The organism is Aeromonas sp. 62-46 (assembly GCF_001898585.1).
Lineage (GTDB): Bacteria > Pseudomonadota > Gammaproteobacteria > Enterobacterales > Aeromonadaceae > Aeromonas > Aeromonas caviae.
On record NZ_MKUI01000048.1, the window covers coordinates 20,633 to 34,058 of the forward strand.

13 protein-coding genes and 1 riboswitch are annotated in these 13,426 nt (G+C 62.8%); of the genes, 7 read left to right on the plus strand and 6 right to left on the minus strand.

Annotation, left to right across the window (positions count from 1 at the left end; translation table 11 throughout):
• Positions 1 to 97 precede the first annotated feature (97 nt).
• Positions 98 to 556, plus strand: a complete 459-nt coding sequence (locus tag BGO64_RS15215; protein ID WP_041211864.1) for a methylglyoxal synthase — start codon at positions 98 to 100, stop codon at positions 554 to 556.
• Between the two features lie 64 nt (positions 557 to 620).
• Here BGO64_RS15215 and BGO64_RS15220 read toward each other — a convergent pair whose 3' ends face one another.
• Positions 621 to 1,208 (minus strand): superinfection exclusion B family protein, encoded by a 588-nt coding sequence (locus BGO64_RS15220; protein ID WP_041213974.1) that lies wholly within the window; start codon positions 1,206 to 1,208, stop codon positions 621 to 623.
• A gap of 189 nt (positions 1,209 to 1,397) precedes the next feature.
• A riboswitch (yybP-ykoY riboswitch) is annotated at positions 1,398 to 1,505 on the plus strand.
• A gap of 88 nt (positions 1,506 to 1,593) precedes the next feature.
• Between BGO64_RS15220 and BGO64_RS15225 the strand changes: the two genes are divergently transcribed.
• Positions 1,594 to 2,580, plus strand: a complete 987-nt coding sequence (locus BGO64_RS15225; RefSeq protein ID WP_286700956.1) for a sodium:calcium antiporter — start codon at positions 1,594 to 1,596, stop codon at positions 2,578 to 2,580.
• 94 nt (positions 2,581 to 2,674) lie between these two features.
• On the opposite strand, the gene ansB is transcribed toward BGO64_RS15225, so the two are convergent.
• The 3 genes from ansB to BGO64_RS15240 all read right to left on the minus strand — a co-directional run bounded on the left by ansB (position 2,675) and on the right by BGO64_RS15240 (position 5,119).
• Positions 2,675 to 3,733: an L-asparaginase 2 gene (ansB, locus tag BGO64_RS15230; RefSeq protein WP_010675782.1), complete on the minus strand. Its 1,059-nt coding sequence runs from the start codon at positions 3,731 to 3,733 to the stop codon at positions 2,675 to 2,677.
• Between the two features lie 129 nt (positions 3,734 to 3,862).
• On the minus strand, positions 3,863 to 4,057 hold the full coding sequence (locus BGO64_RS15235; RefSeq protein WP_286700957.1) for a heavy-metal-associated domain-containing protein: 195 nt from the start codon (positions 4,055 to 4,057) through the stop codon (positions 3,863 to 3,865).
• 111 nt (positions 4,058 to 4,168) lie between these two features.
• Positions 4,169 to 5,119 carry an AEC family transporter gene (locus BGO64_RS15240; RefSeq protein ID WP_286700958.1) on the minus strand — a complete coding sequence of 317 codons (951 nt, stop codon included), beginning with the start codon at positions 5,117 to 5,119 and terminating at the stop codon, positions 4,169 to 4,171.
• Between the two features lie 134 nt (positions 5,120 to 5,253).
• On the opposite strand from BGO64_RS15240, the gene treR reads away from it, so the two are divergent.
• The 4 genes from treR (at position 5,254) to BGO64_RS15260 (ending at position 10,191) form a co-directional block, all read left to right on the plus strand.
• Complete coding sequence (treR, locus tag BGO64_RS15245; RefSeq protein ID WP_257707137.1) at positions 5,254 to 6,201, plus strand: trehalose operon repressor TreR; 948 nt, start codon at positions 5,254 to 5,256, stop codon at positions 6,199 to 6,201.
• A 186-nt stretch (positions 6,202 to 6,387) separates the two neighbouring features.
• Positions 6,388 to 7,818, plus strand: coding sequence for a PTS trehalose transporter subunit IIBC (gene treB / locus BGO64_RS15250; RefSeq protein ID WP_039039721.1), 1,431 nt, complete (start codon positions 6,388 to 6,390; stop codon positions 7,816 to 7,818).
• Positions 7,819 to 7,906: 88 nt separating this feature from the next.
• Positions 7,907 to 9,571, plus strand: coding sequence for an alpha,alpha-phosphotrehalase (gene treC, locus BGO64_RS15255; protein ID WP_286700959.1), 1,665 nt, complete (start codon positions 7,907 to 7,909; stop codon positions 9,569 to 9,571).
• Complete coding sequence (locus tag BGO64_RS15260) at positions 9,571 to 10,191, plus strand: sugar O-acetyltransferase (protein WP_103243774.1); 621 nt, start codon at positions 9,571 to 9,573, stop codon at positions 10,189 to 10,191. Before treC ends, BGO64_RS15260 begins: the two co-directional genes overlap by 1 nt.
• An 87-nt stretch (positions 10,192 to 10,278) precedes the next feature.
• Here the strand turns inward: BGO64_RS15260 and BGO64_RS15265 are convergent, their stop codons facing one another.
• On the minus strand, positions 10,279 to 10,737 hold the full coding sequence (locus tag BGO64_RS15265; RefSeq protein WP_039039724.1) for an Lrp/AsnC family transcriptional regulator: 459 nt from the start codon (positions 10,735 to 10,737) through the stop codon (positions 10,279 to 10,281).
• Positions 10,738 to 10,833: 96 nt separating this feature from the next.
• On the opposite strand from BGO64_RS15265, the gene BGO64_RS15270 reads away from it, so the two are divergent.
• A complete protein-coding gene (locus BGO64_RS15270) occupies positions 10,834 to 11,709 on the plus strand; it encodes an EamA family transporter (protein ID WP_039039725.1) in 876 nt (291 codons plus the stop codon).
• 51 nt (positions 11,710 to 11,760) lie between these two features.
• On the opposite strand, the gene BGO64_RS15275 is transcribed toward BGO64_RS15270, so the two are convergent.
• Positions 11,761 to 13,248: a histidine-type phosphatase gene (locus BGO64_RS15275; protein ID WP_286700960.1), complete on the minus strand. Its 1,488-nt coding sequence runs from the start codon at positions 13,246 to 13,248 to the stop codon at positions 11,761 to 11,763.
• Between the last annotated feature and the right edge of the window lie 178 nt (positions 13,249 to 13,426).

The window sequence follows — 13,426 nt, forward strand, 5'->3', positions numbered from 1 at the left end:
CCTCCGGGATCACAGTTACGATGCATGGGGCAGCGGCAGGCGCCGCTTTCGATTAGGATACGACCCCATTCCCATCATTTTGCTACGGATGACCTCCATGGAACTGATTGCACGCGAGATGGCGCCCCACAAACGGGTTGCCCTGGTGGCTCACGACAACATGAAAGCCCCTCTGCTGAACTGGGTGCTGCGCCGCAAGGAGGAGCTCAAGCTCCACCATCTCTATGCGACCGGCACCACGGGCACCCTGCTCGGCAAGAAGGCGCAGCTGCCCATTACCTGCCTCTTCTCCGGCCCCATGGGAGGGGATCAGCAGCTCGGCGCCCTCATCGCCGAAGGGAAGATAGACGTGATGATCTTCTTCTGGGATCCCCTCAATCCCGCCGCCCACGATCCTGACGTCAAGGCCCTGCTGCGCCTCGCGGCCGTCTGGAACATCCCGGTCGCCACCAACGAGGCGACGGCGGACTTCATCATGGACAGCCCGCACATGCAGCAGGCATTCAGCGTCCAGGTGCCCGACTACGCCGGCTACCTCAAGGCCAGAACCGAATAAGCAACGCCAGACAGCAAAGAGCCGGAACAGATGTCCGGCTCTTTTCTTTCATGGGGAGAGAAGGTCAGCGCTGGAGGCTTTTCTGCGCGAATTTTGGCCTGGCATTCATGATCTGCTCCACCTGCTCGTCGCTCATCTTGCCGCGCGACAGCCCCAGAACCTTGTAGGTCAGCAGAGGGCGCGCTGGCAGGGCGATCATCAGGGCGCGGATCTGGTTCTCGTCCTCCTTCTCTCGCGCCGGCTTGCCGTAGGCGTAGGTGAGCACGCCGGCATCCATCAGGTTTTTGACGGCGGGTTCGGTGATCGGCAGGTTTATGACGCTTTTCCGTTGCAGTACGAACTCCCGCAGCACCGCCTTCTCGTTGAAGTCGAGGAAGCCAATCATCTGGGCCAGTTGATCCTGCTGGCGGCGGGACTGCCACTCGTCACAGGCCCACTCCCAGGCGATCAGGAAGCCCTGACTGCAGAAATAGGAGATGGCGATCAACATGCCGACCCCAAGCCAGGCCGCATGAGCCGTGGCCCACTGGCTCACGGCACCTTTCATCAATCCGGCCGGAAACAGCAAGATGATGCTGCAGCAGAGCAGCAGCCAGACCATCAGCCAGTTGAGGCGATTAAGCTGGTAAAAATGTTGGATCCACCGTTTCATCGTTCACCCTTCCCAAGTCAATGTGGACAGTAGCCAACTCATAGCAATCGCTGTGCCAGCACAAGGATCCCCGTAAAAAGATCAGGATCCCGGACGGGAGAGTCGAGGGTTGTCACATCCTTTTACAACTTGTCGCGCGGATCATCCCCTGTTGGCCTTGCGCCTCACCGAGCCACTTGGTAAAAAGTCCGCACTGTCACTGGGGAGTAGCAACCCGCCCGAAATCCGGGCAGGGCCCATGTCAACACTCTTGGATCCGCAGATCCATGGCATGGGCGGCGATAGCACCTGTCGTCCTGCAAGACCTTTGGCCTCGATATGCACGCCAGCCAGGCGAGCCGTATCGGGTCCATCGGTTGTTCTGCTCGCCTGGCGGTTACTCATCATGCTGATCACCCTGCTGTTATTTCTGATCTCTGCCGTCACCATCTATCTGGCCTGCAAATACTTCGTCAACGGCATCGAATGGACCGGCCATCATTTCAAACTGTCCCAAAGTGCCACCGGTTCTCTGCTGGCGGCCCTCGGCACGGCCCTGCCCGAATGCATCGTCACCCTGACCGCCCTGCTGATGGGGGATGCCCCCGCCCAGCAGCAGATAGGCATAGGTGCGGCCCTCGGCGGTCCCCTGGTGCTCTCCACCCTTGGCTATGCCGCCGTTGGCGTGACCCTGCTGCTGTGCATGAGCCGGGAGCACAGAGCCATCAATGGCGAGGTGCAGCGCGAAATAGGCCGCGATCAGGTCTGGTTTTCCGGTATCTTCCTGCTGGCCGTGCTGCTTGGCATGGTGGCCTTCACCGGTAAAACCTGGCTGGCCCCCCTGTTCGTGCTGATGTACCTCCTCTATGTGCGACGTGAGCTGAAACAGACCGACAGCCACGATGCGGAATTGCCCTCCCCCCTCAAGCTGGATCCGCACGCCAGGATCCCGGCGCTCGGCAAGGTGCTGCTGCAAACCCTGGTGGCGCTCGGTGTGGTGGCGCTGGCGGCCCAGCTGTTCGTTCACCAGCTGGAGAACATGGGCGAGCTGTTCGGTCTCTCTCCGGTGCTGGCGGCCCTGCTGCTGAGCCCGGTGGCCACCGAAATGCCCGAGCTGATGAACGTGCTTATCTGGGTGCGGCAGGGCAAACACCGGCTGGCGCTGGCCAATATCTCCGGCGCCATGATGATCCAGGGCACCATTCCCAAGGCGTTCTGCCTGCTGTTCACACCCTGGCTGCTGGACAGCACCATGATGGCCTCCTCCCTGGTGACGCTGCTGGCGGTCACGCTGCTGTGGTGGGGGTTCAGTCGGGAGCGGATGACGGCGGGCAGGCTCGCCCTGGTGGGACTGGTTTACCTGGGTTTCTGCGGCTGGCTGATGATGAGCTGAGGACCGACCTCTGCCTCTGGCGCAACAAGAAAGGGCAGGATCCTATCCTGCCCTTCATCTCACGGGGTAGTGTCAATCAGACCGATCCGAGGTCTTAGAACTGCTGGAACCAGCGCTGGATCTGGGCCGGATCCTTGCTCTGGGTCAGGGCGAGCATCAGCAGCACCCGCGCCTTCTGCGGGTTGAGGGTCTCGGCGGCGACGAAGCCGTACTTGGCATCATCGATCTCGGCATCCAGGGTGGTGGAACCGGTCGGCACGCGGGCGGAACGCACCACGCGAATGCCGTCCTTGCTCGCCTTGGCCAGGGTGTCGAACAGGGTGTGGTAGAGGTTGCCGTTGCCCACCCCGGCGCTGACGATGCCGTCAAACTTGGCATCCACCAGGGCCTTGGCCGGCAGGTCCGAGGCGTTGGCGTAGCTGTAGACGATGCCGACCTGGGGCAGCTTGTCGAGCTTGCTCACGTCGAACGGGGTCTTGCTGGTATGCAGACGGGCCGGGCTGCGCTGGTAGTCGATCTTGCCGTTGTGGATGTAGCCGAGCGGGCCGAAGTTGGGGGAAGCGAAGGTCTGCACTCCTGTGGTGTTGGTCTTGGTGACGTCGCGGGCATCCAGCACGGTGTCGTTCATCGCCACCATGACGCCACGTCCCTTTGAGGCGGGGTCGGAGGCAGTCACCACGGCGTTGTAGAGGTTCATGGGGCCGTCGGCGCTCATGGCGGTGGAGGGGCGCATGGCGCCCACCAGCACCACCGGCTTGTCGCTCTTGACGGTCAGATTGAGGAAGTAGGCGGTCTCCTCCATGGTGTCGGTGCCATGGGTGATGACGATGCCGTCCACGTCATCCCTGGCCAGCAGAGCGTTGACGCGCTTGGCGAGCGTGAGCCACACCTCGTCGTTCATGTCCTGGGAGCCGATCTTGACCACCTGCTCACCCTGCACGTCGGCCACGTTTTTCATCTCGGGCACGGCGGCGATCAGCGTCTCGATGGCCACCTTGCCGGCCTCGTAGTTGGACTGTGTGGCAGACTGGCCCGCCCCGGCGATGGTGCCGCCGGTGGCCAGAATGTGCACGCTGGGCAGCGCCATGGCCATGGGGGAGAGGGTCAGGCCGAGTACGGCGGCGATCAGGGTCTTGCGAATGGGAAGGGTCATGCTGCAATCCTTTTGGATGAGGGAATTGCAGCATTTTTATTCTTTTTAAACGGGATTTAAGTGATCATTCTCACCAATAAAAAGAAGTAAACAGAATATTAGTCTGATTTATACCAATTAAGTGATAATTCACTCTACCTGAAAGCCTCTCGCCTCGATCAGGGCGATCAACTCGGCTTTGCTCAGCTCGCTCTCGATGGCTGCCTTGCGGCTGGCAAAGTCGACCGTGGCGGTGCGGACTGACGGCTGAGCCAGCAGGGCCTTTTGCAGGCTGGCAGCGCAGCCGCCGCAGGACATGCCGGTAACGGTGAGTTCGATGATCATGGGCTCTCTCCTCTGTCGATGTGCAATCAGCCTAAAGCTGCCGCCTCCGGCAAGGTCAAGGGCGAATGCCGATCCCGTCAACCCCGGGTCGTGCATCATGGCGGCGCCCCATCACCCCATCAGTCCCAGGTAGTTCATCAGGGCGGCCCCCAGGCTGGTGGTGACGAGCGAGCCCAGGGTGGTGGTGGCGATGATGTTGGCCGCGAGGGCACTGTCACCCCCCATGGCACGGGTCATCACATAGCTGGCGGCGGCGGTGGGGGTTGAGCTGATGAGAAACAGGATGCCGAGGGCCTGAGGGCTGAAGCCGAGCGCCCAGGCCCCCAGCACCAGCAGCACGGGGATGCAGCACAACCGGTTGACCGTGGCACAGCCGGTCAGCATGGCGCCGCCGCGCAGGGCCTTGAGGTTGAGGCTGGCACCGGTGCAGAGCAGGGCCAGCGGCAGGGTCATGTTGGCGAAATAGTTGCCCGTGGTGATGACCAGCTGGGGCAGTTCGATGCCGAGCAGACCGAAGGGCAGGGCCGCCAGAATGGCGATGATGAGGGGGTTTTTGACGATCCCCTTGAGTATGGGGGCGAGCCCCTTTCCGCCCCCCAGGCTGCGGGTCAGGGTGATCACCGCGAGCACGTTGTAGAGCACAGTGATGGAGCCCACCAGCAGGGCGGCGGCCCCTATCCCCTCCGGGCCGTAGGCGTTTTGCACATAGGCCAGCCCCATGATCCCCATGTTGCCGCGAAAGCTGCCCTGCACGAAGATGCCTCGCAATTTCTGCTCGCTGATGAAACGGGCCGCCAGTACCTCCAGCACCAGGAAACCGGCGAGGGTGCCGAGCAGGCCGTAGAGGATGAGCCAGGGGCTCGGCATGGTGGAAAAATCGGTGCGCACCATGCTCAGAAACAAGAGCGCTGGCAGGGTGACCTGGAACACCAGACGGGAGGCTGACTCGACGAAGCTGTCGGGCAAAAGACCCAGCCGCTTGAGCCAGATGCCGAGTACCAGCACCAGACAGATGGGGCCCGTGATGGAGAGGGAGAAGTGCAGACTTGCCAACAGATCCATGATGCGCGTCCTGTGCAACGGCGAAGAAAGTCGCCTGGGAAAGGGCATTCTAACGCCATGGGCTTGTATTCACAGGAGTTAATCACAACAATGTCTGCATCCCGGTTGTCGCCCTCCCCTGTCACGGATCCCCCATGGAAAAGAAACTGACCATCCTCGATATCGCTCGCCTCAGCGGGGTCGGCAAGTCGACCGTCTCCCGGGTGCTCAATCAGGATCCCAAGGTCAATGCCCAGACCAGGGCCAGGGTCGAATCGGTGATCGCCCAGCACGGTTTCGTCCCGAGCAAATCGGCGCGGGCCATGCGCAGCCAGAGCCAGCAGGTGGTCGGCATCGTGGTGTCGCGCCTCGACTCCAGCTCCGAGAACCAGGCGGTGCGCGGCATGCTGGAGACCCTCTACCAGCGTGGCTACGACGCCGTGCTGATGGAGAGCAAGTTCTCCCCCGCCAAGGTGAGCGAGCACCTGGCGGTGCTGGAGCGGCGCGGGGTGGACGGCATCATCCTGTTTGCCTTCAACGATCTGGACTATGCCGCCATGGCGCCGCTCAGGGAGAAACTGGTGCTGATGGCCCGCGAGCGCCCAGGCTTCTCGTCGGTCTGCTTCGACGATGACGGGGCGGTGCGCGCCGTGCTCGCCCACCTCGGGGAGCGTGGCCTGACCGAGGTCGCCTATCTCGGGGTGGAACGCAGCGATCTCACCACGGGGCTGCGTCGGCATCAGGCTTACCTCGACTACTGTCGGGAACAGGGGCGCACGCCCCGCAGCGCCCTCGGGGATCTCGGTCTGCAAAGCGGCTATCGGCTCGCGGCCAAGCTGCTCACCCCCACCACCCAGGCCATGGTCTGTGCCAGCGACACCCTGGCCATCGGCGCCGCCAAATACCTGCAGGAGCAGGGTCGCACCGACATCCTGGTGAGCGGCCTTGGCAGCAATCCCATGCTGACTTTCCTCTTTGCCAACACCCTCAGCCTGGATTTCGGCTACAAGGATGCCGGTATACTGGCCGCCAGACAGCTGCTCGATCAGATTGAAGAGGGGCAGCCCCCCAGAGCTACCATCGCCCCCTGTCAGCCCCTGTAGTCTATCTTTTCCTCCATTCCCGGCGTTTTGCGCTTTTTGTGACCAGCGCCACGAATTGGGAACGTTCCCATTGCCGATGCCAGCCACTGGCTTCATGCTGATTGGGAACGATACCAATAAACGGGCGGTCCTTGGCCAGCCGGTAAAGACACGACCATTATTCATGGAGTCACAGAGGGAAGGCTCATGTCAAAAGTCAACACACAGCATCTGGCGCAGCTGATCGAGCGGATCGGCGGCAAAGAGAACATCACCACTGTCAGCCACTGCCTGACCCGGCTCAGGTTCGTGCTGGCCGATCCGGCCAAGGCCGATCCCAAGGCCATCGAGACCATCCCTTCGGTGAAGGGGAGCTTCACCCAGGGTGGCCAGTTCCAGGTGGTGATCGGCAACGAGGTGGATCAGTGGTACAAGGCGCTCACCCAGGAGATCGGCGTGAGCGGCGGCAGCAAGGAGGCCGCCAAACAGGCCGCCCGCCACAACATGAACCCGTTGGAGCGCGGCATCTCCCACCTGGCGGAGATCTTCGTCCCCCTGCTGCCCGCCATCATCACCGGTGGTCTGATCCTGGGCTTTCGCAACGTCATCGGCGACATCAAGATGTTCGACGACGGCACCCACACCCTCACCGAGATCAGCCAGTTCTGGGCCCAGGTGCACGCCTTCCTCTGGCTGCTGGGTGAAGCCATCTTCCACTTCCTGCCGGTGGGTGTCTGCTGGTCTGCGGTGAAGAAGATGGGCGGCTCCGAGATCCTCGGCATCGTGCTGGGTATCACGCTGGTGTCGCCGCAACTGATGAACGCCTATGGCATCGGCCAGCAGACCCCGGAAGTGTGGGACTTCGGCCTCTTCGTCATCCAGAAGGTAGGGTATCAGGCCCAGGTCATTCCGGCCCTGCTGGCGGGTGTCTTCCTCGCCTGGGTGGAAACCAGCCTCAAGCGCATCATCCCGGCCTATCTCTACCTGGTGATTGTGCCCTTCATCTCCCTGCTGCTGGCAGTGATCGTGGCCCACGCCCTGATCGGTCCGTTCGGCCGCTGGATTGGTGACGGCGTCGGCTTTGCCGCCAAGGCGGCCATGACGGGTTCGTTTGCCCCCATCGGCGCCGCCCTGTTCGGCTTCCTCTATGCGCCCCTGGTCATCACCGGCATCCACCACACCACCAACGCGGTGGACCTGCAACTGATGCAGAGCATGGGCGGCACCCCCATCTGGCCGCTGATCGCCCTCTCCAACATCGCCCAGGCGTCTGCGGTCGTCGGCATCATCCTGATCAGCCGCAAGGAGAACGAGCGGGAGATCTCGGTCCCGGCCGCCATCTCCGCCTATCTCGGGGTGACCGAGCCGGCCATGTACGGCATCAACCTCAAGTACAAGTTCCCCATGCTGTGCGCCATGGTGGGCTCAAGCTGTGCGGCTCTCATCTGCGGCTTCGCCGGTGTGATGGCCAACGGCATCGGGGTGGGCGGCCTGCCGGGCATCCTCTCCATCCAGCCGCAATACTGGGGCATCTACGCCATCGCCATGCTGGTGGCCATCGTGGTCCCCGCCCTGCTGACCCTGCTGGTCTACAAGCGCCAGCAGGCTGCCGGCAAGCTGGATCTGGCCACGGCCTGATCCACACAACCTCGGCGGAGCCCTGGCTCCGCCCTTTATCGTTGCCCTGTTCCAACTAATCCGGTTTCAACCAATGAGCGAACCAACCATGACACAGACACCCTGGTGGCAAAGCGCCGTGATTTACCAGATCTACCCCAAAAGCTTTCAGGATTCCGGCGCCCGTGGCACCGGTGATCTCAAGGGGATCATGGCCCGCCTCGACTACCTCAAGACCCTCGGCGTCGATGCCCTCTGGCTGACCCCGGTCTACGTCTCCCCCCAGGTGGACAACGGCTACGACATCGCCGATTACCTCAACATAGATCCCGCCTACGGCACCATGAGCGATTTCGAAGCGCTCCTGGCCGCCGCCCATGCGCGCGGCATCCGCATCGTGATGGACATAGTGGTGAATCACACCTCCACCGAGCATGCCTGGTTCAAGTCGGCGCTGGGGGACAAGCACAGCCCCTATCGCGACTACTACATCTGGAAAGATCCGGTAGACGGCGGCGTGCCCAACAACTGGCAATCCAAGTTTGGCGGCAGCGCCTGGGAGCTGGACCCGGCCACCGGCCAGTACTACCTGCACCTCTTTGCCCGCGAGCAGGCGGATCTCAACTGGGAAAACCCGGCCGTGCGCGCCGAGGTGAAGAAGATCATCCATTTCTGGGCGAAAAAAGGGGTCGACGGTTTCCGCCTCGACGTCATCAACCTCATCTCCAAGGATCAGGCATTCCCTGACGACGAGGTGGGGGATGGCCGCCGCTTCTACACCGACGGGCCGCGCATCCACGAATTTTTGCAGGATGTGAGCCGCGACGTGTTTGCTCCTGTCGGCGCCATGACGGTGGGCGAGATGTCTTCCACCAGCCTGGAACACTGCCAGCGCTATGGCGCGCTCGATGGTTCCGAGCTCTCCATGGTGTTCAACTTCCATCACCTCAAGGTGGATTACCCGGGCGGCGACAAATGGACCAAGGCCCCGTTCGATTTCCTCGAACTCAAGCGCATCTTCAACCACTGGCAGAGCGGTATGCATGGCAAGGGGTGGTCGGCGCTGTTCTGGTGCAACCACGATCAGCCGCGCATCGTCTCCCGTTTCGGCGATGAGGGCGAGCATAGGGTGGTCGCCGCCAAGATGCTGGCCAGCACGCTGCACGGCCTGCAAGGCACCCCCTACATCTATCAGGGGGAGGAGATCGGCATGACCAACCCCGGCTATCAGTGCATCGATGACTATCAGGATGTGGAGAGCCGCAACATCTTCGCCATCAAGCAGGCGGAAGGGATGAGCGAGGCCGAGATCCTCGCCATTCTCGGCGCCAAGTCCCGGGACAACTCGCGCACTCCGATGCAGTGGAGCGCCGCCTCCAACGCCGGTTTCACCAGCGGGACGCCCTGGCTCAAGCCTGCCGCCAACTATTCCGAGATCAACGCCGAGGCAGCGCTGGCCGACCAGCACTCGGTGTTCTGGCACTATCGGGATCTCATCGCCCTGCGCAAGAGCCATCCCATCTTCACCCAGGGGGATTATCAGGAGCTGCTGACCGGGCACCCGCAGATCTGGGCCTATGTCCGCCGCGCCAACGGTCAGACCCTGCTGGTGGTGAGCAACTTCTACGGCGAGCCGGTGGAATTTGCCCTGCCTGCCGAGCTGCAAAGCGGGGAGGGGCGACTGCTGCTTGGCAACTACCCGGATAGCCCGACCCGCCCGCAATCCTGCAAGCTGCGCCCTTACGAATCCCTGATCTGGCTGATGGAGCAATGATGACTGACGCAACAACAGTGCAGCGGCCCGCCGTGCGTGGCCCCGAGTGGCAGAAGATGGTGGCGGGAGCGCCCTATGATGCAGGGGACCCCGAACTGCGGGCTGCGCGGGAGCAGTGCCGCGCCCTGCTGGGAGAACTGAACCGGGAGCGAACCGATGCCCCTGGCTGGGATGAGCGCCTCACCCGCCTGCTGGGTGGCCGCGCAGAACGCTGTTTCATCACGCCCCCCTTCTTCTGCGACTATGGCGCCAATATCTTTGTCGGCGAGAATTTCTACGCCAATTTCAACTGCACCATCCTGGATGTGTGCGAGGTACACATAGGCGACAACGTGCTGCTGGCCCCCGGAGTGCAGATCTACACCGCTACCCACCCGGTGGCGGTAGCGCCTCGCATCAAGGGGGTGGAGTTCGGCAAGCCGGTGCGCATCGGCAACAACGTCTGGATTGGGGGCAGCGTCGTCATCTGCCCGGGCGTCACCATAGGGGACAACAGCGTCATCGGGGCGGGGTCCGTTGTCACCAGAGACATTCCGGCAGGCGTGGTGGCGGTCGGCAATCCCTGCCGGGTCTTGCGCCCCATGACGGCAGAGGAGCTGGCGCCCGGGGCACCTGGCTGACACAGAAGGGGCAGGCCGTACCTGCCCCTGTTCGTTTCCCTGACGGCGCTCCCGCAATGCCGGCAAGGCTTCGGCGCAGCCCCCTCTTTACCCGGGCAGCAAGGCGCCGCAACGCTTGTGCTGTCCCATGACCACCAGAGTCTTGAAACTGCGCACCTGGTCCCTGGCATGGAGCACCCGACGGGTGAACTGCTCGTAACTTTGCATGTCCCTGGCGGCCACTTGCAGCACGAAGTCCTGCTCCCCCGTCACATACCAGAGATCCATCACCTCGGGTTCCCGCTGCAGGCTGGCGATCATCTCATCGACGATGCGGCCATGATCCCGCTCCAGGGTCACCAGCACCAGCATGGTGATGGGCCAGCCCATGGTGGACGGTGCCACCAGCGCCACTTCCCGCTCGATGAGACCGGACTCCCGCAAGGCGCGGACGCGGCGGTAGCAGGCTGGGGCGGAAAGACCGACCCTGTGGGCCAGCTCCGGCGTGGGCAGACGGGCATCCTGTTGCAGCTCGGCGAGGATGAGCAGATCAAATTTGTCGGTCATGGGGTTCATTAGATAAAAATTATCGCACAAGGCCAGTATTAGACCGGTTTTACCCAAGTCTCCAGATATATTTTACTGCCCATCGTCCTGCCCGGTATGAACACCATGCAACCCAATCCCAATGCCCTCTCCTCTCTTCTGGCCGTCCTGCTCGCCATGTTGTCGATCACCCTCGGCGCCTCCCTGGCCAAATCCCTGTTTCCCCTGCTGGGAGCCGCAGGCACGACCCTGTTCCGGCTGGGGTGCGCCGCCCTCCTTCTCTCCCTGGTGTTTCGCATCTGGCGTGCCCCCCTCGACCGACGCACCCTGCTGGGCGCCATCCCCTACGGCCTGTCGCTTGGGGCCATGAACCTGCTCTTCTATCTCGCCATCGCACGCATTCCCCTCGGCGTTGCCCTGGCCATCGAGTTCATCGGCCCCCTGACAGTGGCCCTGCTCTCCTCACGCCACCGGGCAGACTTCATCTGGCTGATACTGGCCATCGCCGGGCTGCTGCTGCTCTTGCCCCTGCGGGCAACACAGCAGGCCATCGATCCCCTGGGGGCCGCACTGGCTCTCGGGGCTGGCCTCTTCTGGGGGCTCTATATGCTCACCGGAAAGCGGGCAGGAGCCTTGCTGGGCGCACAGGCTCCGGCGCTGGGCATGTGGGTGGGCACCCTGCTGGTATTGCCCTTCGGGCTGGAGGGGGCGATCGAGGCGTCATTCACCGTCCCCGTGATCCTCACCATCATCGGGGTGGGGCTGCTCTCGAGCGCCATCCCCTACTCTCTCGAGATGTTTGCCCTGCGCCGCCTTCCCCTCAAGAGCTACGGCATTCTCACCAGCGGTGAACCGGCCATGGGAGCCTTGATGGGACTGGTATGGCTGGGGGAGCAGTTGCCCCCGTCCCAATGGCTCGGGATAGCCGCCATCATCGCCGCCTCCATGGGCACCACCTGGCAGGCGGGTCGTCGACAAGCGGGCTCCGCCTGAACCAAAAAAACGGGGCCGGCGATGACCGGCCCCGGGGATGGCACGAGCGCGTCAGGACGAGTAGTCGTAACAGCGTTTGAGCTCGCCGAAGTCATAGAAGAAGCTGCCCACCGCAATGGGGGCGCAACCTGCCTTGAAGGCGAGCTCCTTCTCGTTGTAAAGCATCTTCACCAGCACCCGGCCGGCCTCGTTGCGGTAGACATCCCACTGGATATTGGCCGCATAGGGAGAGACCCAGCCGCCACGCCATTCGTTGTTTTCCTGGCTCATCAGCACGCCGGGCTGGGCGCTCTGGCGGCTCCCTTCCAGCTTCATCAGGGCCGCCAGCGGGATCAGGGTCTCCGCATGGGCGAAGCGCAGCTTGGCGACATGCTCACCCGCCTCTTCCACCACCTGGGTCTGAACCTCGTTGAAGAGGCCGTCAAGCAGGGGCTGGGCCACAGCGTAGGTAGCGCTCTGGCTGGCAAGACTCGGCCCCTTCTCGTAGAAGTCCTCGGCATCGGAAAGGTAGGAGAACCAGGCAGACTCCTCTGGCGTGATGAACTGCTCGAGATCCCAGGACCCGCCTTGTGCCTGCGCCTCCCGGATCATCCCCGGGCCGATGATGAAGAGGTTGTAGAGCATGAGGGCGGCGTCCACCTCGTCGCGCACATGGGTCTTGCCACCATCCTCCGGATTCACCGCCACATAATCCACCCCGGCGGCCAGCTCGTCGACGAAGGCCTTGCTGTAGAGACGCTCGAGCATCTCGCGGGCCATCACTCGGGTCCTGGGCAGGGCCTTGAGCGCATCGAGGGCCTCGGTCAGTTCGGGAGCGGGAGCCACCCCGTTCTCTTCGTCCCCGACAAAGGCCTGATAGGCCTGGAAGGTGGGCAGATACCGGGTGTACTCCCCCTGCGGCTCGGTCTTGTGGAAGTAGAGCTCGAACTTGTTGCGCAGCCCCTTGTCGATCTCGGAAGGGTTCTCCTGGCTTACGTAACAGTCGGGGCTGTCCGCCACCAGAGAGACCCGTTTGGCCAGGCTCTGCATGAAGAAGTAGGCGCTTTCGTTGGCGCGATCCTTGCCCGATGTCTCGACCTTGAGGCAGAGGGGAGTCGATTCAGTGGTCAGCAGGGTGGGCAGCCGTTCGGCGAGCCGGGTCGCCAGGTTGGCGTGCTCCTCCTTGCCGAGCGCACTCAGCAGGCCATAGCCGAGGGTCTGGTTGGCGGCCGTGACGGCGTCCACCTTGGCGCCGAGCCGTTGGCCCAGCTCGGTCAAGGCCCCCTGTCTCGCGGCCTCCTCCCACACCAGCTTGGTCAGCACATCGTATTTGGGGCTGGACAGCGAGCGGGAGCCGTGGCGTGCCACCAGTTCGGTGAAGACGGGACTAAAGCCTTCAGGGGCAACCTCATAGCTGTTCATTGCCTGACGGGCGGCATAGACCGCCTTGGTGCTGTATTGATAGTCGCCGACGGCAGGCGAGGAGGAGTCATTGCCCGAATGGCAGCCGCTCAGCAGGGTGGCCGCCACGCAGGCGGCAAGGGAAGAGATGCGAAACATAGTCATCCTTGAACCAGTGTGAAAATGAAGCCGCACAGTACGCACCGGATGTGACAATCCGGTGTCAGGCCTGGGACATGCACCTCTCTCCGGAAGGGTGAAGCCCCTCCAACCGGCCTGCTTCCTCCCCACAAAACATCATTCATATTTTTTGAACGTGTAGACCAGTTTATCTCGC

Bases quoted from the DNA above. Each gene is read 5' to 3' on its own strand.
- BGO64_RS15215 (WP_041211864.1), top strand. From the start codon at position 98: ATGGAACTGATTGCACGCGAGATGGCGCCCCACAAACGGGTTGCCCTG.
- BGO64_RS15265 (WP_039039724.1), bottom strand. From the start codon at position 10,737: ATGACCGACAAATTTGATCTGCTCATCCTCGCCGAGCTGCAACAGGAT.
- BGO64_RS15235 (WP_286700957.1), bottom strand. From the start codon at position 4,057: ATGATCATCGAACTCACCGTTACCGGCATGTCCTGCGGCGGCTGCGCT.
- BGO64_RS15270 (WP_039039725.1), top strand. From the start codon at position 10,834: ATGAACACCATGCAACCCAATCCCAATGCCCTCTCCTCTCTTCTGGCC.
- BGO64_RS15240 (WP_286700958.1), bottom strand. From the start codon at position 5,119: ATGGATCTGTTGGCAAGTCTGCACTTCTCCCTCTCCATCACGGGCCCC.
- BGO64_RS15220 (WP_041213974.1), bottom strand. From the start codon at position 1,208: ATGAAACGGTGGATCCAACATTTTTACCAGCTTAATCGCCTCAACTGG.
- ansB (WP_010675782.1), bottom strand. From the start codon at position 3,733: ATGACCCTTCCCATTCGCAAGACCCTGATCGCCGCCGTACTCGGCCTG.
- treR (WP_257707137.1), top strand. From the start codon at position 5,254: ATGGAAAAGAAACTGACCATCCTCGATATCGCTCGCCTCAGCGGGGTC.
- BGO64_RS15260 (WP_103243774.1), top strand. From the start codon at position 9,571: ATGACTGACGCAACAACAGTGCAGCGGCCCGCCGTGCGTGGCCCCGAG.
- treC (WP_286700959.1), top strand. From the start codon at position 7,907: ATGACACAGACACCCTGGTGGCAAAGCGCCGTGATTTACCAGATCTAC.
- treB (WP_039039721.1), top strand. From the start codon at position 6,388: ATGTCAAAAGTCAACACACAGCATCTGGCGCAGCTGATCGAGCGGATC.
- BGO64_RS15225 (WP_286700956.1), top strand. From the start codon at position 1,594: ATGCTGATCACCCTGCTGTTATTTCTGATCTCTGCCGTCACCATCTAT.
- BGO64_RS15275 (WP_286700960.1), bottom strand. From the start codon at position 13,248: ATGTTTCGCATCTCTTCCCTTGCCGCCTGCGTGGCGGCCACCCTGCTG.